Raw genomic sequence first — 25,170 nt, 5'->3', positions numbered from 1 at the left:
TGTCGGATGCCGCTCGCCGGGCATACCCTGAGGTCGTGGACAGCCGAGCTCCACGACCTTCGGTGCGAGGCGGCAGGAGATGACCCGTCGCCCGGCGAGGCCGAAACTGTTCACGCGCGCGTTCGTCGCGCTGGGAGTCGCCGAGCTCTGCTACTTCACGGCAGACGGCATCGCGATCTTCGTGCTCCCGCTCTACGTCACCGGCCCGATCGGCGGCGACGTGGCATGGGCCGGGTTGACGTTCGGTGCCTTCGCGCTGACGGCACTCGTGCTGCGACCGCTCGCTGGACGACTCGCCGACGACATCGGTCGCCGCCCCCTCCTCATCGGTGGAGCCGTGATCGCTGCGGTCAGCCTGGGGCTGACCGCTGTCGCCGACGACCTCATCACGGTCATCGTGCTGAGGCTCCTCGCGGGCGTCGCCGAAGCAGCCTTCTTCGTGGCCGTATTCGCCGCGCTCGCCGACCTCGCACCTGAAGAGCGACTCGGCGAGGCGTTGTCGTACAACTCCCTCGGGCTCTATCTCGGCATCGCGCTCGGCCCGCTGTCGGGCGACGCGCTCGTCGCCATCGGCGGGTACGCAGCGGCCTGGGTCGGCGGCGCCGCACTCGCCGCGCTCGCGGCGGCGCTCGCGTTCCTCGTCGGAGAGACGCGGGAACGGGCCGCACCCGCCGAATCCGTCCGCCATCTGATTCACCGGCCTGCGCTCCCGATCGCACTGGGATTCCTCACCTCGCTCGTCGCGATGGGCGGGTTTCTGGCCTTCGCATCGCTCCACGCCGTGCAGGTGGGTCTCGAGACACCGAGTCTGGCGTTGTTCAGCTACGGCGGCGTCGTGGTCGTCTGTCGCATCGTGTTCGCACGGGTCCCCGACCGGCTGCCGCCGCTCGCGCTGGGGGCTGCCGCGCTCGCGACGATCGGCTTGGGCCTCGTGATCGCCGCCTCGTGGTCGTCACCCGCGGGACTCATCGCCGGTGCAGCAGTCACCGCGGTCGGGGTGGCATTCAGCACACCGGCATTCTTCGCGGCGATCTTCGCCACCGCATCGCCTGCGCAGCGCGGCGTGGCATCGGGCACCGCAAGCGCGGCGATCGATCTCGGCCTCGGGATCGGCCCGATCATGCTCGGATTCGTCGCCGACGCCGCCGGCATCCCGTGGGCGTTCGGCGTCGGGGCCGCCGTGGCCGTCGCGGGCGCGGTCTGGACGCTCACGCTGCGACGAAGCAGCACGTCGCCTGCACGACGAGTGGCCTCCTGATCCCGCTCTCCGGTTCGGGCACCGAATGCGGCCGGCCGCCGGTTCCGGGCGTCGCCGTGTCGGCGCCGCACCGATCACGCGGCGTCGGATAGCCTCGACCGGTGCCCGCGATGCCCCACGACCCCCTCCGCAACGACCCGAATGACCGATACGGCGGCGACGTGCTCGCCGGCGATTGGAAGGCGCGCGGGCGCCGGGTGATTCCCACGGTCGAGGCCGAACGCGACCTCGTCGTCGAGCTCGCGGACAACGGCTTCTGCGGCGCCGTGGTCGGCATCGAGAAGAACATCGTCGTACTCGAAGACCGCTTCGGCGCGAAGCGCATGTTCCCGCTCGGCCACGGCTTCCTGGTCGACGGCGAGGCGGTGCAGCTCACCGCTCCGAAGGCCGAGGCGACCAGCGGACGGTTGCGCACGGCGTCGGGGTCGTTCGCCGTGGAGTCCTCACCGGCGCGGGTCGCCCTGCCGAGCCGGATGTTCGTCGAGGGACGTCACGACGCCGAACTCGTCGAGAAGGTCTGGGGAGCCGACCTTCGGATCGAGGGCGTCGTCGTCGAGTACCTCGAGGGCGTCGACGTGCTCGCAGACGCGCTGGCCGACTTCCGCCCCGGCCCGGGGCGCAAGGCCGGAGTGCTCGTCGACCACCTCGTACCCCGGTCGAAGGAGCAGCGCATCGCCGACGCCGTCATGCGAGGCCCCCACGGCGCGAACGTGCTCGTCGTCGGGCACCCGTTCATCGACATCTGGCAGGGCGTGAAGCCGGCCCGCCTCGGCAAGGCGGCGTGGCCCGTGATCCCACGGGGCACGGAGTGGAAGCACGGAGTGTGCGAGGCCTTCGGCTGGCCGCACGCCGAACAGGCCGACATCGCGAGGGCCTGGCAGCACATCCTCGGGCGCGTGCGCGGGTACGGCGACCTCGAACCGGCACTGCTCGGCCGGGTCGAGGAGCTCATCGACTTCGTGACCGCACCGACCGGCTGACTACGGAAGCTCGTCGAGGTGGGTGCACCCGGCGGGCTCCGAGTTGCCGCTGACCGCGAAGTCCTCGCACGTGAGGAAGTGCGGGTGGTTGACGCCGAGCAGGAACGAAGCGGTCGCGATCACGGCGATGGAGACGACGATCATCCATCGCCCGACGACCGGGATGTCGTTCCCGAACTCCGGCCACATCACGCGAACCAGGATCCAGATCGTGAACGGGATGGCGAAGAAGACCGCGATGAACCCGACGGCATCGCCGAGCAGTGTCAACGGGTCGTCGGTGTTCGCCGCGATGAACTCGAGCACCAGCCATACGCTCGGGAGCAGCAGTGCGATGGCCTTGACGACTCGTCGGCGTTGCGGCCGGCGATCGAAGACGATGAAGAAGAACGCCGCCGTCGAAGCCGCCCAGACGGTGAGGATCTGATCGAAGAAGAGTTCGCCCCAGGCGCCGAGCGTGAACGCCGGCCACCAGACCGCGATCGCCATCGCGATCATGATCACCCCGGTCGCGACCGGGGACGGGGCGGCCGACATCGTCTCCGGAGCAACCTCGGCGCGGTTCATGCTCGCAAACTAGCACTCCGACTCGCGCGGTCGGATCTGCGCCGCCGCGCGTCAGTTCTCGACGATGGTCGTGCCGAAGGCGAGGCCGAGGAGGTAGGTGACCGCTGCGGCGCCGAGTCCGATGCCGAGCTGACGAAGCGCACGCTTCAGCGGCGACGCGCCGGAGAGCAGGCCGACGATCGCGCCGGTGGCGAGCAGGGCGATGCCCACGAGCACCGTGGCCGTCAGGATCGCCGGAAGCCCGGTCATGCCGAAGAGGTAGGGCAGCACGGGAATCAGTGCGCCCGAGGCGAAGAAGCAGAAGCTCGAGATCGCAGCCGAGAGCCCGGTGCCGACGGCCTCGTCGTCGTGCTCGACCACGCTCAGCGCATCGGTCGGCGCCTGCACCTGTTCGGCGGCGTGCACCCGTGCGACGACGAGGGCGGCGTGTTCGACGGACTCTCGCTCGTCCATTCCGCGCGCCCGGTAGACGAGCGCGAGCTCGTTGGCGTCGATGTCGAGGTCGGGCAGCGCTTCGCGCGCAGAGGGGTCGGGGGCGGATGCCTCGAGCAGCTCTCGCTGCGACCGCACCGAGACGTACTCCCCCGCACCCATCGACAGTGCGCCGGCGAGGAGGCCCGCGAGCCCGGTGAAGAGCACGACCGCTGCGGGCACGCCGGTGGCGCCGATGCCGAGTACGAGTGCGAGATTCGAGACGAGTCCGTCGTTTGCGCCGAACACCGCAGCGCGGAAGGTGCCTGCGAGTCGCCGGCGGCCGCGCGAGGCGAGTCCGCGCACCACCTCGCCATGGATGCGTTCGTCGGCCGCCATGGCGGCCGTTGCGTCGGGGTCGGTGGCGTACGGAGAACGCGCCTCGGCGCGCTGCGCGAGCGCGAGCACGAAGATCGAGCCGAAGCGGCGGGCGAGCGCTCCGAGGAGACGCGTGCGCACATCGGCACGCGGCACTGCATCGTCATCGCCGCCGAGCAGCGTGAACCAATGTGCTTCGTGGCGGCCCTCTGCCGCAGCGAGGGCGAGGAGGATGTCGCGCTCCTCGCCGTCGCGTCGTGCGGCGAGTTCGCGGTAGACGGCGGCTTCCGCACGTTCGTCGGCGAGGTATCGCCGCCATCTCGCCCGGTCGGCGGCCGTACCCGCCGAAGCTACGTCGTTCATGCTGCTCCCGTCCATCGCGGGTGCCCGACCGTTCGCGTGCCGAGTTCGTCCCGCGCCATCGCAATCGGCCGTCGCGCGGCCTCAGCCAAGCTACCGGGCGATGCCGTCGCGATCGCCGGATTCACCCTGATTGGCAGGATTTCGGAGCGCCGAACCAGACGTCAGCCGACGAGCTTGTTCCAGCCGTCGCCGTCGGCGTGCTCGAAGATGAGGTTGGTCTCGGTGTGCGCGACGGCCGGATGCCCCGTGAGGTAGGCGAGCACGAACTCCCGCAGCTCTTCGGCATCGCGTGCCGCGACGTGGATCAGGTAATCTTCGGCACCCGCCATGTGGAAGACGCCGATCACGCCGGGCAGATGCGGCACCGCCTGGCGGAACGCGTCGATCTCGTTGCGGTCGTGCTTGACGAGCCGGATCGCGATGAGGGCCTGCAGAGAAACCCCGAGCGAGGCGAGATCGACCTCGACTCGGTACCCGCGCACCGTGCCGAGCGTCTGCAGCCGACGCAGTCTGAGCGATACGGTGGACTCCGCGACGCCCACCTCGGCGGCGAGAGCCGCACCCGAGGCACGTGCGTTCGTCGAGAGGGCCTGCAGCAGTGCCCGGTCGACGCGGTCGAGTTCCGGCTTCTGCGCCACGATGAGCTCCTCAACGGTCTGAATTGCAGGATGTTCGAGATTTCCAGCTTATCGCATCGAACCTTCATGCCGAGTTGCCGATGGTGACAGATTCTGCTTGATTCGAGTCATGCAGACATCGTCGTCGCACCTCGAGACCCGCGCCGTCCACGGCGGCATGACGGGTGTTCGAGAGAGCGGATCCCATGTGCCCGTCATCGACTTCTCGACCACGAACCCCCTCGGCGACGTCGAGACCGGTGGTGCCTCCTACGAGGAACTCGCGACCGGACACGACCTCGGCGAGGGCAGCTCGGCAGTGTACCAGCGGCTCTGGCAGCCAGGGGTCGCCCGATTCGAGGAGTCGCTCGCCGGGCTCGAGGGCACCGAGGGCGCGGTGGCGTTCGCAAGCGGCATGGCGGCACTCGCCGCGACGCTCATCGCCACGGCCTCGTCGGGCCGGCCCCACGTCGTCGCGGTGCGCCCGCTGTACGGCGGCACCGACCACGTGCTCGCGAGCGGGCTGCTCGGCACCGAGGTCACGTGGACGGATGCCGACGGCATCTCGGCTGCCATCCGCCCCGACACCGGGCTCATCGTCATCGAGACGCCCGCGAACCCGACGCTCGAACTGCTCGACATCCGGGCGATCGCGGATACTGCGGGCGAAGTGCCGGTGCTCGTCGACAACACCTTCGCCACGCCGGTGTTGCAGCGCCCCGCCGAGCATGGGGCGACGCTCGTGCTGCACAGCGCCACCAAGTACCTCGGCGGGCACGGCGACGTCATGGGCGGCGTCGTCGCCGCCGACCGGGCCTGGGTCGAGCGGCTGCGGCAGGTTCGCGCCCTCACCGGCGGCCTGTTGCATCCGATGGCCGCCTACCTCCTGCATCGCGGTCTCCGCACCCTGCCGCTGCGCGTCCGTGCACAGCAGGCGACTGCGGCAGCGCTCGCCGAACGCCTCCGCTCCCACCCGGCGGTGGCGGCCGTGCACTACCCGGGCCTGCCCGGCCAGGACCCGACCGGCCTGCTCGGCCGTCAGTTGGAAGGCCCCGGCTCGATCATCGCGCTCGACCTCGTCGGCGGCTACGACGCGGCGGCACGGTTCACGAAGTCGTGCGAACTCGTCACGCACGCCGTCTCGCTCGGCGGCGTCGACTCGCTCGTGCAGCATCCGGCCTCGCTCACCCACCGGCCGGTCGCCGGCGAGGCGAAACCCGGCGCGGGCATCGTGCGACTCGCGATCGGCCTCGAGCACGTCGACGACCTCACGAACGACCTCATGGCCGCGCTCGACGCCGCTGCCGAACTCGGCGGGCTCGATCGCGTCATCGCGACGGCATCGATGACGATGGCCGCAGACTGAGCGGAGGGCGCTGGTGACGGTCCCGCCACCACCGCCCTCCGGATCGCCGCCTGGTTACGCCGCCAGCCAGACGTCTGGACCGAACACCTCGTAGTGGATGTCGGTGGCGGGGATGCCTGCACTGATGGCCTGCGACCGGATGGACCGCATGAACGGCACCGGCCCGCACAGGAAGAGCTTCGCGCCGGTCGGCAGTGCGACGCCTTCCAGGTCCATGAAGCCGGACTCGGCGCCCGTCTCGGTCGCGGCCTCCTCCAGCCACAACTGCAGGTCGGCGTTCGGCAACTGCTCGACCGCTGAGCGCATCTGGTGCCCGAGCGCCCAGTTCTCGGCGCGCTGCTCTGCGTGGAGCACGAGCACCCGGCGGTCCGATGCCCGTTGCGCGAGGGACTGCAGGATCGATGCGCTCGGAGTGCAGCCGATGCCTGCCGTTGCGAGCACGATCGGTCCGTCGGAGTCATCGAATTCGATGTCGCCGTACGGGTTGGACAGTTCGACGACGTCGCCGACCATCACGGATCGGTGCAGGTGCGGGGAGACTTCTCCGCCTTCGTCGAGCTTGGTGGTGAACACCCGGTCGGTGAGCGAATCCACGAGATCCGACAGCGAGTACTGGCGAGCTTGGCTCAGACCGTCGTCGAGCCGCACACGCACGGAGACGTACTGCCCCGGAGTTGCACGGGTGACCGGAGTGTCGTTCGCCGGCGTCAGCCGGAAGGTGATGGAGCCGACTCCTGCGGCCTCTTTGGCGGTGACTCGCCACGGAGTCCACATCTCGTCGTTCGCCTGCCGCGCGTAGAGGCCCCGCTCGATCTTGATGAGGGCGTCGGCCATCAGCCAGTACACCTCGGTCCAGGCCTCGACGACCTCGGGTGTGCCGGCATCGCCCAGATCCTCCGCGATCGCCGCGAACAGGTGCTCGTAGACGATCGGGTATCCGGATTCCGGGATGCCGAGCGCGGCGTGCTTGTGCGCGATCCGCGACAGCACCGCCTCGGGCAGGGTGCCCGGGTTCGCGATCAGGTGCGATGCGAAGGCGGCGATGCTGCCGGCGAGTGCCCGCTGCTGCGTGCCGTTGTTCTGGTTGGCACGGCTGAACATCCCGTCGAGCAGTTCCGGGTGCGCCGTGAAGAGACGGTCGTAGAACTTCGGCGTGATCTCGGCGATGCGTCCCGCAATGACGGGCAGCGTGGCTTCGATGACGGGGCGGGACTTCTCGGACAGCATCGTTTCTCCTTCGAGCGTCGTATCTCGACCTGACGGCCGGATTCACGTCATTTCTACACGCTGTAGAACTTGATGCCAAATCGCAGGTGCTGCGGTACCCCGTCAGTCACGCGCCGACTCCGGCGACGGAGGCGACGCCGGTGCGAGATCGGGATTGCGAATGCCGATCCATGACACGAGCCCGCCGACGATCAGGAGGACCGCCGTCGCGAGTGCAGCACGGTGGAAGCCCGTGACATCGAGCTGACTGCCCACGATGACGCCGATCGCGGCGATCGCGACGAGTCCGGCGATTCGTGCGACGGCGTTGTTCACGGCCGAACCGATGCCCGCCCGTGCTGGATCGACCGCGCCGAGAATGGTCGCCGTGAGCGGTGCGACGGTCATCGCCATGCCGAGCCCGGTCACGATGATGCCGGGCAGAAGCTGGGTCCAGTAGTTCACGTCGTCGTTCACGGTCAGCATCAGCAGGTAGCCGATCGCGACGGTGATCGGGCCGAGGCTCATGAAGATCCTCGGGCCGAACCGCGACGAGAGCCCGCCGAACCACGCGCCGAGCAGAACGAGCAGGATCATCGGCGGCAGCGTCGCAAGACCGGCGAGTGTGGCCGGGAATCCGGCGAACTCCTGCAGGAAGATCGTGATCGCGAACGGGCCGAGCGCGAACGATGCGTAGATGAAGAACGTGGCGAGGTTGCCGGCAGCGAAATTCCGAGCGCGGAAGAGGCTCAGCGGCAGCATCGGCTGCGGCGTCCGGTGCTCCCACCAGAGGAACCCGACGAGTGCGACGATCCCGACCGCGAGCGACACGGAGACGAGAGGTGACGACCACCCGAGGCGCCCCTGTTCGATGAGCGCGAAGACCGTGCCCCCGAGCCCGACGACTCCGAGCGCCGCGCCGGTCCAGTCGATGCGCTCGCGCGCGGGATTCGGCGCATCGCGACCGAGTGCACGCATGAGCACGATGGAGACGACGATGGGAAGCAGATTGATCCAGAAGACGAGTCGCCACGAGACGAGATCGACGAGTGCTCCGCCGAGGAGCGGCCCCACGAGGAACGCCGCCGTCGTCCACGCCGTCCACCGCCCGATCGCCTTGCCCTGCTCCGCCGACGGAAACGTCGCAATGATGAGCGCGAGCGAGCTCGGCACCAGCAGCGCTCCAGCGGCGCCCTGCAGGGCACGGCCGATGATGAACACGAGCCCGTCGGGGGCGAGCGCACAGATCGCCGAGGTGACCGCGAACCCGTACAGGCCGATGCGGATGATGCGAAGCCGCCCGAACGAATCCGACAACGACCCCGCGATGAGGATGAGCGAACCGAGCGTCAGCAGGTAGGCGTCGACCGCCCACTGCTGCAGCGCGAGTCCGCCGCCGAGATCCGACTCGATCGCCGGAAGCGCGACGTTGATGACCGCGCCGTCGAGGAAGGCGATGAACGAGACGACGATGGCGACGACGAGCACCCGCGAACGACGGTCCATACGGAAATGCTAGACCCGCCGGGGTGGCGCCGGCCGCGGCATCCGGTGATTGCGAGATCGCCAGTCAGCGGCTGCCGAGACGTTTGCGCAGGAACTCGATGCGCGCCTGCAACTGGGTCACCGTCGCCTGTGCGACCGCTGGGCCGCCGCAGACGCGGCGGAGCTCGCCGTGCACCAGTGAGTGCGCCTCGCCGGTGTGCCGCGCCCACAGCCCCACGAGGCTGTTGAGCAATGAACGCTGTTCTTTCAAGGTGCGGAAGAGGGCGACGGGTTCCGGGTCTCCGTCGGCGACCACCTGCTTGTGCCGCTCGCCCGCCCGCCGGGCCTGACGCGCCTGGCGATGCCGCAGCAGCTCGGAGACCTGCTCGGGCTCGAGGATGCCGGGGATGCCGATGAAGTCGTGCTCCTCGTCACTGCCGGGCTCGGCGAGCGTGCCGAACTCGGTGCCGTCGTAGAGCACTCGGTCGAACGAGGCATCCGACCCGATCGCCTCCCAGGTGCCGAGCCCCATCTCCTCGTCTGAAGCCCGTTCCTCGCGATTGGCCGACTCGAGCAGGCTGTCGTCGAGCCCGTCGTCGTCGGCATCACCGCCGCGCCGATCGAGCGCGTGATCGCGTTCGAGCTCGAGCTGGCCGGCGAGCGCCATGAGGCCCGGCACGTTCGGCAGGAAGACGGAGGCCGTCTCACCGCGGCGACGCGCTCGCACGAAGCGTCCGATCGCCTGGGCGAAGAAGAGCGGTGTCGATGCGCTCGTGGCGTAGACGCCCACGGCCAGGCGCGGCACGTCGACCCCCTCGGAGACCATGCGCACCGCGACCATCCACCGAGTGGTGCTCGCCGAGAACTCCTCGATGCGCGCGCTCGCCTCCTTCTCGTCGGAGAGCACGATCGTGACCTTCTCGCCGCAGATCTGCTCGAGGATCTGCGCGTAGGCGCGGGCGACGGTCTGATCGGTGGCGATGACGAGTCCGCCGGCGTCGGGAATGCCGTGGCGCACTTCGGTGAGGCGCCGGTCAGCGGCGGCGAGCACCGCGGGAATCCACTCGCCAGTCGGCTCGAGCGCGGTGCGCCACGCCGAGGACGTGATGTCTTTCGTGTTGTCTTCGCCGAGCCTCGCCTCCATCTCGTCGCCCGCCTTCGTGCGCCAGCGCATGTGGCCCGCGTAGACCATGAAGAGCACCGGGCGCACGACGCCGTCGGCGAGGGCTCGGCCGTACCCGTAGTCGTAGTCGGTCTTCGACAGCCGCACGCCCTGGGCATCGGGCACGTACTGCACGAACGGGATGGGCGCGGTGTCTGAGCGGAACGGCGTGCCGGTCAGCGAGAGCCGCTTCTCTGCGCGTTCGAACGCCTCACGGATCGCGTCGCCCCACGAGAGCGCGTCGCCGCCGTGGTGCACCTCGTCGAGGATCACGAGGGTCTTGCCCGACAGCGTCAGTTCGCGGTGCAGCGCGGGCCGCATCGCGACCTGCGCGTACGTGACGGCGACGCCGTGATAGTGCCGGGAGCTGCGGCCGTGGGCGTTGCGGAACCCCGGGTCGAGACGGATGCCGACGCGCGCCGCGGCATCCGCCCACTGCCGCTTCAGGTGGTCGGTCGGGGCCACGACGGTGATGCGGTCGATGATGCGCCGCGCGCGAAGCTCGGCCGCGAGGCGCAGCGCGAACGTCGTCTTGCCGGCGCCCGGCGTCGCGGCCGCGAGGAAGTCACGCGGCAGTTCAGCGAGGTACTGCTCGAGTGCCTCGGCCTGCCACGCCCGGAGCTTCGATGCAGTACCCCACGCGGCGCGCTCAGGGAACGAAGGTGAGAGGTGCTCGGCGGCTGACGTGCCCGGCTGGGGGCCGAAAGGAATCGCGGTGCTCACTGGATCCGAGCGTAGCGGAGGGGCACGACATCCCCGAAACCGGTGCGGGGAGGTACCCGGTGAGAGACACGGCACAATGGAGGCATGGTCTCGCCGCAGCATCCCTGGTCGCGCTACGTCGCCCTCGGCGACTCGTTCACGGAGGGCATCGGCGACCCAGAGCCGGGCACGCCCGGCGGGCACCGCGGATGGGCCGACCGGGTCGCAGAGGTGCTGGCGCAGGGCACCGAGGACTTCGCCTACGCGAACCTCGCCGTGCGCGGCAAGCTCATCCAGCAGATCGTCGACGAGCAGATCGAACCCGCGCTCGCGCTGCGCCCCGACCTCATCACGATCTCGGCCGGCGGCAATGACGTCATCCGACCTCGCACCGACCCCGACGAGATCGCGGCGCGATTCGAGTACGCGATCGAACGCCTCTCCCGCGATCACGCGACGATCGTCATCTTCACCGGCGTCGACGTCGGGTTCTCCCCCGTCTTCCGCGGCATCCGCGGCAAGGTCGCGATCTACAACGAGAACCTGCGCTCGATCGCGGCCAAGTACGACTGCATCGTCGCCGACCAGTGGGCGCTCACCGCCATTCAGGACCAGCGGATGTGGGCCCCCGACCGGCTGCACCTGAACTCGCTCGGCCACCACACTGTCGCGCGCATGGTGGTCGACGCGCTCAACGTCGAGAACACGCTCGAACCGCTGAAGCCCGAGCCGCTACCGTCGAGCACGTGGCGCCAGGCACGCGTCGAAGACCTCACCTGGGCGCGCGAATACCTCGTGCCGTGGGTGCTGCGCCGAGTTCGCCATCAGTCGTCGGGCGACCGCGTCAGCGCGAAACGACCGGATGCCGGGCCGTTCACGCTTCCCGGGTGAACAACCTGTCGTCAGAGGCTCGCCGGCGTCAGTCGAGCGCTCCCGGATTCGTGAGGCGCCACCAGGTGCCGGGGTCTTCGATCGCCGCGTCGAGCACGAGGGGCACGCTGAACTCCTGAGATCCGGCACGCACGATCGCGGCGCCGACGTTCTCGCCGCGCTGGGCGAGCGTCACGGGTTCGGCCTGCACCTCGACATCGACGGGCGTCTCGCCCCACACGACGAGCGTCGCCCCCTCGGCCGTGCGCGCCCGTGCGGACTCGCCCCACGGTGTCGAGTACTCGGCGAGCACCTGGTTCGCCGTGAGCGGTGCGACCTCGTGGAAACCCGGGGCGACGGAGTCGAGCAGGGCCGCGATGGCCTCGTTCACCGCGGCATGCGTCTGGCCGCCGAGCAACACGCCGACCACGGTCACGGTGGACGAGCCCACGGCGTAGTCGGCGGTGAAGAGCAGGTTCGCCGCGTCATCCGTCGTGCCCGTCTTCATGCCGTCGACGCCGTGGGTGCCGAGCATCTTGTTGGAGTTCGTGAGGACGCCGATCTCGGGGATCTCGACGCTCGCCGATGCCACGATGGTTGCGAGGGTCGGGTCTTGGAGCGCGATCTGGCCGAGCACGACCAGATCGGCCGCGGTACTGACGTTGTCATCGGACATGCCGCTGGAATCGACGACGTGCGTGTTCGCGAGCCCGTGGGCAGCCAGCCAGGCGTTGGCACGATCGACGAGCGCCTGCTCGGAGCCGAAGGCCCAGTTCGCGATCGAGATGCCGTAGTTGTTGCCCGACGGCACGAGCAGTGCTTCGAGGCTCTCCCTGAGACTCAGGACGGCGCCGGCCTCGACCGGGGCGACCGAGCCGTTCTGGGCCACCATGTCCCAGTAGATGTCGACGTCGGCCTCGGTGTACTCGATGTCGGGACCGCTCTCGCCGGCGGGGATCGGGTTCGCCTCGAGCACGGTGAGCGCCGTGACGATCTTCGTGATGCTCGCGATCGCCATCGGCGTCGACTCGTTGCCGGCGGCCATGAGCCCGTCGAACCCGACGGCGCCGACGGCGTAGCTGCCGAATCCGGGCAGCGCGAGCGGTTGCGCAGCCGCGGCGACCGGTTCGGGGTCGGTGATCTGCGGCGCGGCCGCCGGCACCGCCGCGCCGAGCGCGTTGGACGTGTAGACGCCGCCCGTCGTGAGCAGCGCGACGACGATCGCGAGCGCGCTGAAGACGACGATGCGACGGCGACGATACACGCGCGCCTTCGCGGCACGCGCCTCATCCTCGGTCATCGGCGGCCTCCTCGTCGAGCGCGACCGCGTAGAGCACGACGGCCGCCGCGGCAGCGACGTTCAGGGAGTCCACGCCGAGCCGCATGGGGATCGTCACAACCGTGTCAGCCGAGGCGAGGGCGGTTCGGCTGAGGCCGTCGCCCTCGGCGCCGAAGACGAGCGCGAGACGCTCGGGTGGGTCGGCCGCGAGCACCGGCAACGAGACCGCTTCCTCGGCGAGGGCGAGTGCGGCGATCGAGAAGTCGTGTGCGTGCAGCATCCGCGCCGCTTCGGGCCATTCCGGCAGCCGGGTCCACGGCACCTGGAACACCGTGCCCATGCTCACTCGCACGCTGCGCCGGTAGAGCGGGTCGGCGCAGCGCGGGCTCACGAGCACCGCGTCGGCGCCGAGCGCTGCGACGCTGCGGAAGATCGCGCCCACGTTCGTATGGTCGACGATGTCTTCGAGCACCACGACCCGGCGCGCATGCGCGAGGAGTTCCGCCGGGTCGGCGAGTGCCGGCCGCTCGAACGCCGCGAGTGCACCGCGGTGCACTCGATACCCCGTGATCGCCTCGAGCTGGTCGGGGTCGGCGAGGTGCACCGGAATGTCGAACGGCGCCAGCACGGGTTCGAGCGCCGCGAACCACTTCTCCTCCATGAGCACCGAGCGCGGCGTGTGCCCGGCGGTGATCGCACGGCGGATGACCTTCGCGGACTCGGCGATGTAGAGCCCCTGTTCGGGCTCGTTGACGCTGCGAAGTGCGACGTCGGTGAGCCGGGCGTAATCGGCCACCGCATCGGATGCCGCGTCGCGGACTCGTTCGATGTGCATCAGTCTCCTCACCCCAAGCCTGCCAGTGCACGAAACAATCCGGAAAACGGACCCGTCTAGACTCGGATCATCGTCGAAGGGAGGCCCGCTTGAGCACTGGCATCGAGGCGCCGGTCGCGGCCGAACCGCGGCTCGCCGAGGCGATCGAGCTGCTCCGCGGCACCCGCATCGCGGTGCTCACCGGTGCCGGGGTCAGCACCGATTCCGGCATCCCCGACTACCGCGGCGAAGGTGCTCCCGTGCGCACGCCGATGACGGTCCAGTCCTTTCTCGCGTCGGAACGGGCGCGCAAGCGCTACTGGGCGGGCAGCCACCTCGGGTGGCGCAACTTCGCGAGCGCGGCGCCCAACCGCGGCCACCTCGCCCTCGCCGAACTCGAAGCGCGCGGCCACGTCAACGGCGTCATCACGCAGAACGTCGACGGCCTGCACCGGCGCGCCGGGAATCAGCACGTCATCGAACTCCACGGCAGCATGGACCGTGTGCTGTGCCTCACCTGCGGCCAGCGCTTCGCCCGTCAGGCGATCGCTGCACGGCTCGAGACGCTGAACCCCGAGATCGACCTCGAGACGGCGATCCGGCCGGCACCCGACGGCGATGTCGAGGTCGACGACGTCGACGCCATGGTGATTCCTGCGTGCACCGTCTGCGGCGGCATCCTGAAGCCCGACGTGGTCTTCTTCGGCGAGTTCGTGCCCGCCGACGTCTTCCAGGCGGCCGCCTCGCTCGTGCAGGGGCGCCGACGTTCTGCTCGTGGCCGGCTCGTCGCTCGTCGTGAACTCGGGCATGCGGCTCATCGAGCAGGCTCGACGCAAGCGCCTGCCGATCATCGTGGTCAATCGCGGCGTCACCAAGGGCGACGTCCGGGCGGCGGTCAAGATCGAGGCCGGAGCGAGCGAGACGCTCGCAGCCATCGTCACCGCGCTCGATTCCTGACCACAGCGACCGGCTGAGCCCGGGAATCGCGTCTCAGCCGGCGCGACGTCGACGGCGTCGCCCAGTGCCGACCACCGTCGACTGCATGAGCGCGAGCAGTCGCTCAGCCGACGCCGCCCAGTTGTAGCGGGCGGCGACGCCGACGGATGCCTCCGAGCGCCGTTCCCACTCCCCCTGGCGCTCGAGCGACCACAGGGCGGCGACGAGCGATTCGGGGTTGTCGGGGTCGAAGTAGACGGCGGCATCACCGCCGATCTCGCGGAAGATCGGTATGTCGCTGACGACGGATGGCGTGCCGAGGCGCATCGCCTCGACGAGCGGGATGCCGAAACCCTCGGCCTTCGAGGCGTGCACGAGTGCGGTCGCATTCGAGAGCAACTCGGCGTACGCGGCATCCGTCACACCGTTGTGGAAGACGAGCCGGGCCTGCGGTGCGAGACGGGTCAACCGGGTCCGCTCGCCGTCGCTGATTCGGCTCAGCAGGTGCAGCTCGTGGTCGGGCAGTGCCGCAACGGCGCGCACGAGCGTGTCGACGTTCTTGTAGGGCATGTACGAGCCCATGTAGACGAGCCGGTGGCCCACTGGACGCGTGCGCGGCAGCGCCGGAGCGCCGAGGTCATCGGCCGCGTTCGGCACGACGGTGACGGGCCGATCGGTGAGGTGGTGCTCGTGGATGAGCCCTGCCGTCGTCTCGGAGACCGTCACGACCTGGTCGGCACGGTTCAGCAGCATGCGCTGCGGCCACCAGGCGAGGTGGTAGAGGCGCCACAGGAGCCGAACGGGGGCCGGCAGGTCGCGCGGCGGCGTGCGGTTCTCGTAGTAGATCAGGTCGTGCAGGGTCAGCAGCAGCTTGTAGTCGCGGCCCCACGACCCCATCGTCTGCATCGGCGTGAAGACGACGTCGGGGCGCAGCTTCCTGACCTGACGTGCAACGAGCGGCTCGCGGATGCTCGTCGGCGAGCTCACGAGCTGCCACGGCAGCTCGGGCAGCATGTCGAGCTGACGATGGTCGCTCACGAGCATGGTGAGCGGATGCCGCCTTCCGAGCTCGGTCACGATGCCCGCCGTGAACCGGCTGATGCCGTCGTGCTGCCCGATGCGGGTGTAGCGGCAGTCGACGACGATCCTCACGCGCGCGCCCCGGCGCCGAGGAACCTCAGGATGCGCGAGGCGGCGTCACCGGGCGTCTCGTAGTGGATGAGGTGACCGACCTCGGGGATCACCTCGAGCGTCGCGTCGGGGAAGAGCGTGACGAGTCGGTGCTGTGCAGTGAGCGGCGTGACGTCGTCGCGCTCGGCGGCGACGAGGAGCGTCGGCACCGCGATGTCGGCGGCGAACTGGCTCACGTCGTTGCTGACGGAGGCCCGGAACGCCTCGAGCACGGCGTCGCGGTCGCCGAACGCCGAGAAGTAGCGGGCGTGCTGGTCGTGGATGAAACGGCGGAGCGACTTCGAACGGGTCTTGGCCATCGTCACGCTCATGACCCGCACGATGGCGCCGTTTCGCAGGAGGGCGAAACCCGCACGCTCGGGCAACGCGGCGGCGGTGCGGTAGTACAGCACGGCGAGGCGGGTCATGACGCCGCGCGGACCCTCGAGGGCCGGAGCGCCGATCGGGTTGACGAGCACGAGGCGCTCAGGAGAGAGCCCCCCGGCGACGGCGGCCGCGGAGATGATCGAGCCGAACGAGTGGCCGAGCAGGGCGTAGGGGCCGGTGATGCCGACGGCGTCGATGAACGCGACGAGCCAGGCGGCGTAGGCCTCGATGTCGTGCGGGCGAGACGAGAAGGTCGCCGATTCACCGAATCCCGGGAGGTCGGGCGAAATGATGCGGAACCCGGGCAACTGGGCGACGACGGGTTCGAGGCCGTGGTGGTCACCGCGGAAGCCGTGCACGAGCACGAGCACCGGGGCATCCGCTTCGCCGTACTCCCACCAGGCGGTCTCGGTGCCGTCGACGTCGATGCGGTGCGCTCGCACGGGGATGCGAGCGAGCTGCTCGGCGTAGGGAGAGGTGATCATCCTCGCCATTCTATGGCGCGTCGCTGGGCCGCTCCTGTTCCCTGTGGAGGAGCGACGACTCGTGGATGCCGCCGACACGCGCCTCCGCACGGCCTCGATGACGGTGGCCGAACATAGCCTGACGGCATGGATCTTCTGGGAGCCCGCTGGGCCGATACCCTCGCCGTCTTCGACCTCGAGACGACGGGCATCGACGTCGACACGTGCCGCATCGTCACCGCGCACGTCGGCGTGCTCGGCGCCTCGGGCGAGGTGCTCGAGCAGCGCGAGTGGCTCGTCGATCCAGGGGTCGAGATCCCGACCGCCGCGTCGCTCATCCACGGTGTCAGCACCGAGCGCGCTCGCCTCGAAGGGCAGGCGGCTCCCGGCGCGGTCGCCGAGATCATCGGCGCTGTGACGGATGCCGCGGCGCGGGGCCTGCCGATCGTCGCGTACAACGCCGCCTACGACCTCACGATCCTCGACCGCGAGGCGGCGCGCTACGGCCTCGCTCCCCTGCCCGCCCCCGGTGCGGTCATCGACCCGCTCGTCATCGACAAGGCCGTCGACAAGTATCGCCGCGGAAAGCGCACGCTGTCTGCGGCCGCCGAACACTACGAGGTCGTGCTCGACGACGCCCACGACGCCGGCGCCGACGCCGTGGCAGCGGGCAGAGTCGCCCAGGCCATCGCCCGCGCGTATCCTCAGCTCGCCGCGACCGCCGTCGCCGAGCTGCATGCCCGTCAGGTCGACTGGAGCCGCGAGCAGGCCGAGAGCTACCAGGCGTGGCGCCGCAAGAACGGAGAGCCCGAGTTCACGACGTCGGGCGCTTGGCCGGTGCGCTGAACCGGCCACCGTCAGGGCGGCGTCTCGCCCTGCGAGACGCAGAAGAGCCCCGCCGACGGCGGGGCTCTTCTCGTGCGGCAGTGCTCAGGCGCCGAAGTTCTTGAAGCGCTGGTTGAACTTCTCGACGCGGCCGGCCGAGTCCATGATGCGCTGCTTGCCCGTGTAGAACGGGTGCGACTCCGACGAGATCTCGACATCGATGACCGGGTAGGTCTCACCGTCGAGCTCGATCGTCTTGTCGCTCGTCGCCGTCGAGCGGGTGAGGAACGTGGCGCCCGAAGCGAGGTCGCGGAAGACGATGGCGTTGTACTCGGGGTGGATGTCGGTCTTCATGGAGACTTCCTTGGATTTCAGCTGGTGTAGCAACGGACGGTGGATTCGAAAGGCCTGCGCGCACGCAGGAAAAGGTTGGCCCACGGGCCAGCTATCGATCTTAGCAGAACCGACGGCCGCGCACCGTCACACGGCGCGGGCCGCGTATCGACCGTCGGTCTCGGTCAGTTCGATCGACATGCCGAACGTCTTGGAGAGATTCTCAGCGGTCAGCGATTCCGCAAGTGGCCCTGCCGTCACGATGCCGCCCTTCTGCAACAGCATCGCGTGCGTGAAGCCGACGGGGATCTCTTCGACGTGGTGCGTGACCATCACGATCGCGGGAGATGCCGACGATGCGGCATAGCCGCCGAGCAGCGCGACGAGCTCTTCGCGAGCGCCGAGGTCGAGGCTCGCGGCGGGCTCGTCGAGCAGCAACAGCTCGGGATCGGTCATGACGGAGCGGGCGATCTGCACGCGCTTCTGCTCGCCGTCGGAGAGGCTGCCGAAGCGGCGGTCGGCGAAGCCGTCGAGGCCCCACTCGGAGAGCACGCGCTGCGCCCGGCGCAGGTCGATCGCCTCGTACTCCTCGTTCCAGCGGCCGGTGACCGAGTATGCGGCAGTGAGCACCACGTCGATGACCGTCTCGTTGCGCGGGATCTTGCGGGCCATCGCCGTCGAGGCGAAGCCGATCATGGGACGCAACTCGAAGACGTCGACCTTGCCGAGCGACTCCTGCAGCACCTCGGCGGTACCCGAACTCGGGTGCATCGCCGCCGCGGCGATCTGCAGCAGCGTCGTCTTGCCCGCGCCATTGGGCCCGAGGATGACCCAGCGCTCATCGGAGTCGACGCTCCATTCGACGGAGTCGAGGATCGTGTTGCCATCGCGGACCACCGACACATCGTGGAACTGCAGAACCGTGCTCGCCATACGTCCAATGCTATCGGCAGCGCGGGGGTCGTTCGGCGCACACCAGGCGCCGAGCACGTCGCCGAACGTCAGCGGGCGAGCACTCGACGGTACAACTCGAGCGTGCGATCGGCGATCGCCGCCCAGCCGAACTCGGCCTCCGCACGGCGTCGACCGGCCGCGCCCATCTCTGCGGCGCGCACGGGGTCGCTCACGACTGCGGTGAGCGCGGCGGCGAGATCGGCGACGAATCGATCGGGGTCGACGGGCGTGCCGGTACCGTCGTCGAGCTGCTCGATCGGCACGAGCACTCCGGTGACGCCATCGGCGACGACCTCGGGGATGCCGCCCGTCGCGGTGCCGACCACCGGGGCACCGCACGCCATCGCCTCGAGGTTCACGATGCCGAGCGGCTCATAGACCGAGGGGCAGACGAACGTCGTCGCCGCCGTGAGCAGCGCGGAGAGCTCGGCGCGCGGCAGGTGCCGGTCGATCCAGACGACTCCGCTGCGTTCGGCGCTCAGCTCCTCGACGAGGAACGTGACCTCCGCCATGATCTCCTCGGTGTCGGGTGCGCCGGCGCACAGCACGAGTTGCACGTCTTCGGGCAGCAGGCGCGCTGCGCGAAGCAAGTACGGCAGCCCCTTCTGCCGGGTGATGCGACCCACGAAGACGATCGACGGTCGATCGGGGTCGACGCCGAGCGCCCGCACCGCATCGGGGTCGTCACGCGGAGCCCAGTGCTCGAGGTCGATGCCGTTGTAGACGACCTCCACCTTCGCCGGGTCGATGGCGGGATACGAACGAAGGATGTCGCGGCGCATGCCGTCGCTCACCGCGATGACCGCATCGGCGTCTTCGAACGCGGCTCGCTCGACCCACGATGACAGCCGGTACCCACCGCCGAGCTGTTCGGCCTTCCAAGGCCGCAACGGCTCGAGGCTGTGCGCAGAGACCACGTGCGGCATCCCGTGCAGGCGCTTCGCAGTGAACCCGGCGAAGTTCGCGTACCAGGTGTGCGAATGCACGAGATCGGCGCCGGCCGTGTCGCCGGCCATGAGCAGATCGACCCCCATCGTGCCGAGCGCCGGGTTCGCCGCGTCGAACTCCGGCGGCGTCGGGTACCCGACGGTCCCGGCCTCGCTACGCGGCGCGCCGAAGCATCGCACCTGCACGTCGATGCCGGTACGCAGCGCCCGTACCAACTCGGCGACGTGCACGCCGGCGCCCCCGTAGACCTCGGGTGGATACTCGCGGGTGAGCAGATCGACTCGCATGCTGCAAAGGTATCGCAGCGGCATTCGTAATGCCCCGACGTTTCGGCGGCGCCGATGCTTCGTGCTGGTTATGGTTGGGTCATGTTGACGCGCAAGATTTTCGGCATCGTCCTCGCAGGCGGCGAGGGCAAACGACTCATGCCATTGACTGAGGACCGTGCGAAGCCCGCGGTGCCCTTCGGCGGGCAGTACCGCCTGATCGACTTCGCACTCTCGAATCTGCTGAACTCCGGCCTCCGGCAGATCGTCGTGCTGACGCAGTACAAGTCGCACAGCCTCGACCGCCACGTCTCGCAGACATGGCGCATGAACGGCCTCCTGAACTCCTACATCGCCTCGGTGCCCGCGCAGCAACGCCTCGGCAAGCGCTGGTTCTCGGGTTCCGCCGACGCGATCCTGCAGAGCCTCAACCTCATCTACGACGAGCAGCCCGACATCATCGTCGTCGTGGGCGCCGACCACGTGTACCGCATGGACTTCGGCCAGATGATCCAGGCGCACATCGATTCGGGTGCCGCCGCGACGGTCGCCGCGATCAGGCAGCCGATCGGTCTGGCCGATCAGTTCGGTGTCATCGAGGTCGACCCCGACGACCCGGGCCGCATCCACCGATTCCTCGAGAAGCCCACCGACCCGGTCGGACTCCCCGATTCGCCGAACGAGGTGCTCGCCTCGATGGGCAACTACGTCTTCAACGCCGATGCGCTCATCGATGCCGTGCTTCGCGACGGTGAACGCACCGACTCGAGCCACGACATGGGCGGCGACATCATTCCGGCGTTCGTGGCCGAGGGCACCGCCGGTGTCTACGACCTGCAGCGCAACGACGTGCCGGGCTCGACCGATCGCGATCGGTACTACTGGCGCGATGTCGGAACGATCGATTCGTTCTTCGAAGCGCACCAGGACCTCATCTCGGTGCTGCCCGTGTTCAACCTCTACAACAGCGAGTGGCCGATCTTCAGCCAGCAGTTGAACTCTCCCCCGGCGAAGTTCACGCGTGACGCGCGCGGCACGCTCGGCACCCTGATCGACTCGATCGTCTCGCTCGGTTCGGTCATCTCGGGCGCCCACGTCGAACGCAGCGTCATCGGACCGTGGTCGAAGGTCGGGTCGGGCGCGCACGTGGCCGATTCGATCCTCTTCGATCGGGCGCGCATCGATGCCGGTGCGACCGTGCGGCGGGCGATCCTCGACAAGGAGGTCGTCGTCGACGCCGGTGCCCGCATCGGCGTCGATCGCGCCGAAGACCTCGCCCGCGGCTTCATCGTGACCGAGAGCGGCATCACCGTCGTGGGCAAGGGATCGCGCGTCCGGGCCAACCCGTGAGCAGCGGCACCACCGGCCGCGCGAGCGGCCCGCTCGTGGTGCTCGATGCCGACTCGACGCTGATCCGCGAGGAGGCGATCGAACTGCTCGCCGAGGCGGCCGGCAGCCTCGAGCACGTCGCGTCGGTGACCGAGCGCGCGATGCGCGGCGAGCTCGACTTCGCCGAGAGCCTGCGCGAGCGCGTGGCGACGCTCGCCGGCCTCGACGCCGACGCCCTCGCCGCCGCGCGAGGGCGCATGACCCCCACGCCCGGCGTGCAACGGCTCATCGACGGTGTTCACGCCGCCGGCGGCCGAGTCGGTGTGGTCTCCGGCGGGTTCCACGAACTGCTCGACCCGCTCGCCGAACACCTCGGGCTCGACTTCTGCCGGGCGAATCGGCTCGAGGTCGTCGACGGCCGCCTCACCGGGGTCGTCGACGGCCCGATCGTCGACGCGAGCGCCAAGTCAGCGGCGCTCGTCGAGTGGGCCGAGGCCGGCGGCATCCCGATCGAGCGCACCGTCGCCGTGGGCGACGGCGCGAACGACCTGCTGATGCTCGACCGTGCGGCACTCGGCATCGCATTCTGCGCGAAGCCGATCGTGCGTGCGCAGGCGGATGTGGCGATCGACCGCCCAGACCTGTCGCCGGTACTCGCGGCGCTCGGCCTTCTCGGCTGAGCAGCGGCGTGCCTCCCGTCGCCCGCTCAGTGCCCCATGCCGAGTCCGCCGTCGACGGGGATGACGGCGCCCGAGATGTATCCGGCGTCATCGCCCGCGACCCACGTGACGACCTTCGCGACCTCGGCGGGAGAGGCGAAGCGGGCGAGCGGAATGCTCCTCTTGTACTCGGCCTGCTGCGCCTCGGGCAGTTCACCGGTCATGTCGGTCTCGATGAACCCCGGTGCCACGACGTTGGCCGTGATGTTGCGCGCCCCGAGTTCGCGAGTGAGCGAGCGGGCCATGCCGACGAGCCCCGCCTTCGACGCCGAGTAGTTGACCTGTCCGGCCGAACCGTAGAGGCCGACGACGCTCGAGATGAGCACGATGCGGCCGAAGCGTGCCTTCAGCATGCCCTTCGATGCGCGCTTGACGACACGGAACGCGCCGGTGAGGTTCGTGTCGACGACGCTCGTGAAGTCGTCTTCGCTCATGCGCAGAAGCAGCGTGTCGCGCGTGATGCCGGCATTGGCGACGACGACCTCGACCGCGCCGAGTGCGGCCTCGATCTCGGTGAAGGCCGCGTCGACGGATGCCGCGTCGGTCACATCGGCCCGAACCGTGAGGGAGCCCTCTGGTCCCTCGCCGGAACGAGCGGTGACCGCGACACGGTGCCCTTGGGCGATGAACTCGCCGGCGATCGCGAAGCCGATGCCTCGGTTGCCACCGGTCACGAGAACGGTGCGGCTCGTCGTCATGCGTACTTCTCCTTCTGGCGTCGGGCCGATCGGCCCGTTTCAGCATAGAGGCTCGGGCAATCGAGGCATCCGTCACCCGTCTGCGGACGTAGGCTTGACGGAGAGGAGCGCCGAAGAACCACGGTGACCACCATGAAGCAGCAGCAGTCGATCACCATGCTGCCGCCCTCGCCAGAGGCTGAGCGGCGGGCGCGCATGATCAAGTACTCGATCGCGATGTCGATCCGTGTGCTCTGCGTCATCGGCATGCTGTTCGCGAGGGGTTGGTGGCTGGCGGTGCTCGCCGCCGGAGCGATCATCCTCCCGTACTTCGCCGTCGTGGTCGCGAACGTGGAGGGCTCGGGCGGGCGGCGTAACGTGCTGCGCCCGGGCGGTCTTGTTCGGCGCACTCCCCCTGTCGCTGATTCACCGGGCGCAGCGGATTCCGCGCACGGCGGGGACGACGACCGCTCGACGCGCCACGACGAACGCGGCACCGCATGATCGGTGGGCTGGGCGCGTCGCCCGACCACGGCGTCTGCTCGCGCGCGGAATGCCGTGCGCCGGCGAGCTGGCGCATCGACTGGCGCAATCCCCGCATCCACACGGGCGATCGCGGCAAGACGTGGCTCGCGTGCGACGAGCACGTCGACTACCTTCGCGGCTTTCTCGAGGCACGGTCGTTCCCGGTCGCGGTGGCGGCATTCGCCGACGCTCACGAGCCTCGACCGGGCACTGCCGAAGGAGACCGTTCGTGAACGAGTGGCGGTTCCTCCTGCATCGGCGATGGGCCGGATATCTCCTGCTCACGATCATCTTCGCGATCGTCTGCTCGGCGCTCGGCTCCTGGCAGTTCAACCGGCGCACCGAGGCGCTCGCCGAGGTCGCCCGTATCGACGCGAACTACGACGCGCCCGCGGTGCCGGTCGCCGAGGCGCTGCCCGAGCCCGACGCGTTCGACATCGATCAGCGCTGGCAGGTCGTCGCCCTCTCGGGCGAGTACCTGCCGAGCGAGGAGGTTGTCGTGCGCAACCGGCCCTTCGGGGGCACCACCGGCTTCCAGGTCATCACGCCGTTCCGGCTCGACGACGGCTCCGTGTTCATGGTGGATCGCGGTTGGATCGCACAGAACTCCGAGGGCCGGCCGAGCGAGGTGCCGCCACCGCCGAGCGGCCAGGTCGAAGTCGAGGCTCGGTTGAAAGCCGGTGAAGGGCGTATCGACGGTCGCACGTCGACCGGCAACGAGTTCGCGACGATCGACCTCGAAGAGCTCTCCGAGCGCGTCGGCGATCCGAGCTACACCGCCGCATACGGCGTGCTCGTGCAATCGGGCGCCGATGCCGGCGAACCACCGCTCGCAGCAGCGCGCCCCGAGCGCGACGAGGGCCCGCACCTCTCGTATGCGCTGCAGTGGTACGTCTTCGCCATGATGGGTTTCATCGGTCTCGCGTGGGCGGCGAACCAGGAGCGCAAGGCGCTCGCCGAGACCTCCGGCTCGACGGATGCCGCGACTCGCGCCGCGCGAAAACGGAAGCCGAAGCGGCGAGACGCCGATGCCGATCTGGAAGACGGCGTGCTCGACGGTCGGGAGGCGAGCGCCCGGACCGAGCGCTCAGGGTGATCCACGCGCACTCGAATCGAACGTGAGATGCGACGCGAGGGCCGACTGCTTCGGCACCGTCAGCTGAGCGCGATGACGAGCGTCGTCACCGCGAGCACGGCGCAGGTCGGCGCCATCGTGAAGCGTTCGGCCCGACTGCGCGAGATCGCGTTGAGAAGCATTCCAAGAGCGAAGTAGCCGAACAGCACCCACGTGAGCACACGCACGATCGTGCTCTCGCCGCCCGGCACCACCGCTGCTCGGCTGAGCAGCAGCGCTGCGAACCCGGCGTAGAGGAGTATCGATACTGCACTCCCGATGCGGAACCGCCGAGGCAGCACGCGATGCGCGCCGCCCCAGACGAACTGCCCAACGGGTCGGCCAGACGCGGCCAGCACCTGCAGCACTGACAGCGCCGCGACCACGGTGAGTGCGATGACGAGCGAACCGATGACCATGCGTACTGCCCCTTCGAGTTGCGACGCTCAGGCGCACTCCGCGACGAGCCTCGACAGCAGTGGATACGGAAGACTGCGAGAGCGCATCTGGTTGACCGTGCCCGACATGTAGAGATCGCGTTCTGGCGCGTAGTGGAGCACGGTTCCGAGCGATCCGGAATGCCCGATCATCTCTGAGATCGGTGAGCGCGGTGATCGCCAGCGCGGCGTCCGGTAGCGCATCATTCCGATGCCGTAGTCGATGGGTTCGTGGTGGCGGTCGAGCGAGCGCTCGGTGACTAACCAGGTCGATTCCAAGCCGAGCGGTGCGATGACTCGCTGCGAAAGTTCGTGGTCAGAGCTGTTCGACGTGCTGACTTCGATGATGCGCCCGAGCAGGTCGTAATTGGTGTCGCTGCACACCACGATCTCGGCCCCGTAGTCGTGCCCGTCGTGAACGACCAAGCCGCGCATCGCCTCGTCGCCGAGCACCGCAGCGACCCGCGTGTCGAGGGAGAGAATCCCCTCGTGACGCAGCTGCATGATGATCGCGACCGTGTACAGCTTGGTGATGCCGGCGATGTAGAACGGTTGCTCGACATCGCCGAACCTCCAGGTGAAGCCGGTGGAGGGCTGCTCGATGGCGAAACTCATCTCGGACACGCTC

Annotated in this window: 26 protein-coding genes and 1 pseudogene; 11 read left to right on the top strand and 16 right to left on the bottom strand. The window is 69.2% G+C overall.

Going from position 1 to position 25,170, the window contains the following annotated elements:
- The first annotated feature begins 79 nt into the window (after nucleotides 1–79).
- Nucleotides 80–1,258, top strand: a complete 1,179-nt coding sequence (locus tag FHG54_RS10000; RefSeq protein WP_139417142.1) for an MFS transporter — start codon at nucleotides 80–82, stop codon at nucleotides 1,256–1,258.
- Nucleotides 1,259–1,368: 110 nt separating this feature from the next.
- Nucleotides 1,369–2,238 carry a DUF3097 domain-containing protein gene (locus FHG54_RS09995; RefSeq protein WP_139418397.1) on the top strand — a complete coding sequence of 290 codons (870 nt, stop codon included), beginning with the start codon at nucleotides 1,369–1,371 and terminating at the stop codon, nucleotides 2,236–2,238.
- Here the strand turns inward: FHG54_RS09995 and FHG54_RS09990 are convergent, their stop codons facing one another.
- The 3 genes from FHG54_RS09990 to FHG54_RS09980 all read right to left on the bottom strand — a co-directional run bounded on the left by FHG54_RS09990 (nucleotide 2,239) and on the right by FHG54_RS09980 (nucleotide 4,595).
- Nucleotides 2,239–2,805 (bottom strand): hypothetical protein, encoded by a 567-nt coding sequence (locus FHG54_RS09990; RefSeq protein WP_233437745.1) that lies wholly within the window; start codon nucleotides 2,803–2,805, stop codon nucleotides 2,239–2,241.
- Between the two features lie 51 nt (nucleotides 2,806–2,856).
- Nucleotides 2,857–3,957, bottom strand: a complete 1,101-nt coding sequence (locus tag FHG54_RS09985) for a VIT1/CCC1 transporter family protein (RefSeq protein ID WP_139417141.1) — start codon at nucleotides 3,955–3,957, stop codon at nucleotides 2,857–2,859.
- Between the two features lie 161 nt (nucleotides 3,958–4,118).
- Nucleotides 4,119–4,595 carry an Lrp/AsnC family transcriptional regulator gene (locus tag FHG54_RS09980; protein ID WP_139417140.1) on the bottom strand — a complete coding sequence of 159 codons (477 nt, stop codon included), beginning with the start codon at nucleotides 4,593–4,595 and terminating at the stop codon, nucleotides 4,119–4,121.
- A gap of 109 nt (nucleotides 4,596–4,704) precedes the next feature.
- Here FHG54_RS09980 and FHG54_RS09975 point away from each other — a divergent pair, with 109 nt between their 5' ends.
- The gene (locus FHG54_RS09975; protein ID WP_139417139.1) at nucleotides 4,705–5,940 is read left to right on the top strand and encodes a trans-sulfuration enzyme family protein; all 1,236 of its coding nucleotides are present in this window, start codon (nucleotides 4,705–4,707) and stop codon (nucleotides 5,938–5,940) included.
- A gap of 54 nt (nucleotides 5,941–5,994) precedes the next feature.
- On the opposite strand, the gene FHG54_RS09970 is transcribed toward FHG54_RS09975, so the two are convergent.
- The 3 genes from FHG54_RS09970 to FHG54_RS09960 all read right to left on the bottom strand — a co-directional run bounded on the left by FHG54_RS09970 (nucleotide 5,995) and on the right by FHG54_RS09960 (nucleotide 10,516).
- A complete protein-coding gene (locus FHG54_RS09970; protein WP_139417138.1) occupies nucleotides 5,995–7,167 on the bottom strand; it encodes a globin domain-containing protein in 1,173 nt (390 codons plus the stop codon).
- A 102-nt stretch (nucleotides 7,168–7,269) separates the two neighbouring features.
- Nucleotides 7,270–8,652 (bottom strand): MFS transporter, encoded by a 1,383-nt coding sequence (locus FHG54_RS09965; RefSeq protein WP_139417137.1) that lies wholly within the window; start codon nucleotides 8,650–8,652, stop codon nucleotides 7,270–7,272.
- A gap of 64 nt (nucleotides 8,653–8,716) precedes the next feature.
- Nucleotides 8,717–10,516, bottom strand: coding sequence for a DEAD/DEAH box helicase (locus FHG54_RS09960; RefSeq protein WP_233437744.1), 1,800 nt, complete (start codon nucleotides 10,514–10,516; stop codon nucleotides 8,717–8,719).
- 84 nt (nucleotides 10,517–10,600) lie between these two features.
- Between FHG54_RS09960 and FHG54_RS09955 the strand changes: the two genes are divergently transcribed.
- A complete protein-coding gene (locus FHG54_RS09955; RefSeq protein WP_139417135.1) occupies nucleotides 10,601–11,386 on the top strand; it encodes an SGNH/GDSL hydrolase family protein in 786 nt (261 codons plus the stop codon).
- 28 nt (nucleotides 11,387–11,414) lie between these two features.
- On the opposite strand, the gene FHG54_RS09950 is transcribed toward FHG54_RS09955, so the two are convergent.
- Nucleotides 11,415–12,665 (bottom strand): D-alanyl-D-alanine carboxypeptidase family protein, encoded by a 1,251-nt coding sequence (locus FHG54_RS09950; protein WP_139417134.1) that lies wholly within the window; start codon nucleotides 12,663–12,665, stop codon nucleotides 11,415–11,417.
- On the bottom strand, nucleotides 12,652–13,479 hold the full coding sequence (locus tag FHG54_RS09945; protein WP_139417133.1) for a TrmH family RNA methyltransferase: 828 nt from the start codon (nucleotides 13,477–13,479) through the stop codon (nucleotides 12,652–12,654). The genes FHG54_RS09950 and FHG54_RS09945 overlap by 14 nt, the downstream gene beginning before the upstream one ends.
- A gap of 89 nt (nucleotides 13,480–13,568) precedes the next feature.
- Here FHG54_RS09945 and FHG54_RS09940 point away from each other — a divergent pair.
- A pseudogene (locus FHG54_RS09940) lies at nucleotides 13,569–14,415 on the top strand (NAD-dependent protein deacetylase).
- A gap of 33 nt (nucleotides 14,416–14,448) precedes the next feature.
- On the opposite strand, the gene FHG54_RS09935 reads toward FHG54_RS09940, so the two are convergent.
- Together FHG54_RS09935 and FHG54_RS09930 are read right to left on the bottom strand one after the other, a co-directional pair.
- On the bottom strand, nucleotides 14,449–15,546 hold the full coding sequence (locus FHG54_RS09935; RefSeq protein ID WP_139417132.1) for a glycosyltransferase family 4 protein: 1,098 nt from the start codon (nucleotides 15,544–15,546) through the stop codon (nucleotides 14,449–14,451).
- Entirely contained in the window at nucleotides 15,543–16,436 is an 894-nt protein-coding gene (locus FHG54_RS09930) for an alpha/beta fold hydrolase (RefSeq protein ID WP_139417131.1), read from the bottom strand. The genes FHG54_RS09935 and FHG54_RS09930 overlap by 4 nt, the downstream gene beginning before the upstream one ends.
- Nucleotides 16,437–16,562: 126 nt before the next feature.
- Here FHG54_RS09930 and FHG54_RS09925 point away from each other — a divergent pair, with 126 nt between their 5' ends.
- Nucleotides 16,563–17,261, top strand: a complete 699-nt coding sequence (locus FHG54_RS09925; protein ID WP_139417130.1) for an exonuclease domain-containing protein — start codon at nucleotides 16,563–16,565, stop codon at nucleotides 17,259–17,261.
- Between the two features lie 84 nt (nucleotides 17,262–17,345).
- Here FHG54_RS09925 and FHG54_RS09920 read toward each other — a convergent pair whose 3' ends face one another.
- The 3 genes from FHG54_RS09920 to glgA all read right to left on the bottom strand — a co-directional run bounded on the left by FHG54_RS09920 (nucleotide 17,346) and on the right by glgA (nucleotide 19,762).
- Nucleotides 17,346–17,594 (bottom strand): type B 50S ribosomal protein L31, encoded by a 249-nt coding sequence (locus FHG54_RS09920; protein WP_056650308.1) that lies wholly within the window; start codon nucleotides 17,592–17,594, stop codon nucleotides 17,346–17,348.
- Nucleotides 17,595–17,720: 126 nt separating this feature from the next.
- Nucleotides 17,721–18,506: an ABC transporter ATP-binding protein gene (locus FHG54_RS09915; protein ID WP_139417129.1), complete on the bottom strand. Its 786-nt coding sequence runs from the start codon at nucleotides 18,504–18,506 to the stop codon at nucleotides 17,721–17,723.
- A gap of 68 nt (nucleotides 18,507–18,574) precedes the next feature.
- Nucleotides 18,575–19,762, bottom strand: coding sequence for a glycogen synthase (gene glgA / locus FHG54_RS09910; protein WP_139417128.1), 1,188 nt, complete (start codon nucleotides 19,760–19,762; stop codon nucleotides 18,575–18,577).
- 81 nt (nucleotides 19,763–19,843) lie between these two features.
- Between glgA and FHG54_RS09905 the strand changes: the two genes are divergently transcribed.
- Nucleotides 19,844–21,091 carry a glucose-1-phosphate adenylyltransferase gene (locus FHG54_RS09905; RefSeq protein ID WP_139417127.1) on the top strand — a complete coding sequence of 416 codons (1,248 nt, stop codon included), beginning with the start codon at nucleotides 19,844–19,846 and terminating at the stop codon, nucleotides 21,089–21,091.
- A complete protein-coding gene (gene serB, locus FHG54_RS09900; protein ID WP_233437743.1) occupies nucleotides 21,088–21,750 on the top strand; it encodes a phosphoserine phosphatase SerB in 663 nt (220 codons plus the stop codon). The genes FHG54_RS09905 and serB overlap by 4 nt, the downstream gene beginning before the upstream one ends.
- 26 nt (nucleotides 21,751–21,776) lie before the next feature.
- On the opposite strand, the gene fabG is transcribed toward serB, so the two are convergent.
- Nucleotides 21,777–22,487, bottom strand: a complete 711-nt coding sequence (gene fabG / locus FHG54_RS09895) for a 3-oxoacyl-ACP reductase FabG (RefSeq protein ID WP_139417126.1) — start codon at nucleotides 22,485–22,487, stop codon at nucleotides 21,777–21,779.
- Between the two features lie 132 nt (nucleotides 22,488–22,619).
- Here fabG and FHG54_RS09890 point away from each other — a divergent pair, with 132 nt between their 5' ends.
- From FHG54_RS09890 to FHG54_RS09880, 3 genes are read left to right on the top strand one after another with little or no spacing between them, the layout of a single operon-like run.
- Entirely contained in the window at nucleotides 22,620–22,970 is a 351-nt protein-coding gene (locus FHG54_RS09890) for a DUF3099 domain-containing protein (protein WP_139417125.1), read from the top strand.
- Entirely contained in the window at nucleotides 22,967–23,224 is a 258-nt protein-coding gene (locus FHG54_RS09885; RefSeq protein ID WP_139417124.1) for a hypothetical protein, read from the top strand. The genes FHG54_RS09890 and FHG54_RS09885 overlap by 4 nt, the downstream gene beginning before the upstream one ends.
- Nucleotides 23,221–24,087 carry an SURF1 family cytochrome oxidase biogenesis protein gene (locus tag FHG54_RS09880; protein WP_168197155.1) on the top strand — a complete coding sequence of 289 codons (867 nt, stop codon included), beginning with the start codon at nucleotides 23,221–23,223 and terminating at the stop codon, nucleotides 24,085–24,087. Before FHG54_RS09885 ends, FHG54_RS09880 begins: the two co-directional genes overlap by 4 nt.
- A 59-nt stretch (nucleotides 24,088–24,146) precedes the next feature.
- Here FHG54_RS09880 and FHG54_RS09875 read toward each other — a convergent pair whose 3' ends face one another.
- Both FHG54_RS09875 and FHG54_RS09870 read right to left on the bottom strand, forming a co-directional pair.
- On the bottom strand, nucleotides 24,147–24,524 hold the full coding sequence (locus FHG54_RS09875; RefSeq protein ID WP_139417122.1) for a hypothetical protein: 378 nt from the start codon (nucleotides 24,522–24,524) through the stop codon (nucleotides 24,147–24,149).
- 27 nt (nucleotides 24,525–24,551) lie between these two features.
- Nucleotides 24,552–25,157 carry a serine hydrolase domain-containing protein gene (locus FHG54_RS09870; RefSeq protein ID WP_210415426.1) on the bottom strand — a complete coding sequence of 202 codons (606 nt, stop codon included), beginning with the start codon at nucleotides 25,155–25,157 and terminating at the stop codon, nucleotides 24,552–24,554.
- Nucleotides 25,158–25,170: the final 13 nt, after the last annotated feature.

Source organism: Agromyces laixinhei (genome assembly GCF_006337065.1).
In the GTDB taxonomy this organism is placed as follows: Bacteria; Actinomycetota; Actinomycetes; order Actinomycetales; family Microbacteriaceae; genus Agromyces; species Agromyces laixinhei.
This window is presented reverse-complemented; position numbering and strand designations above follow the sequence as displayed.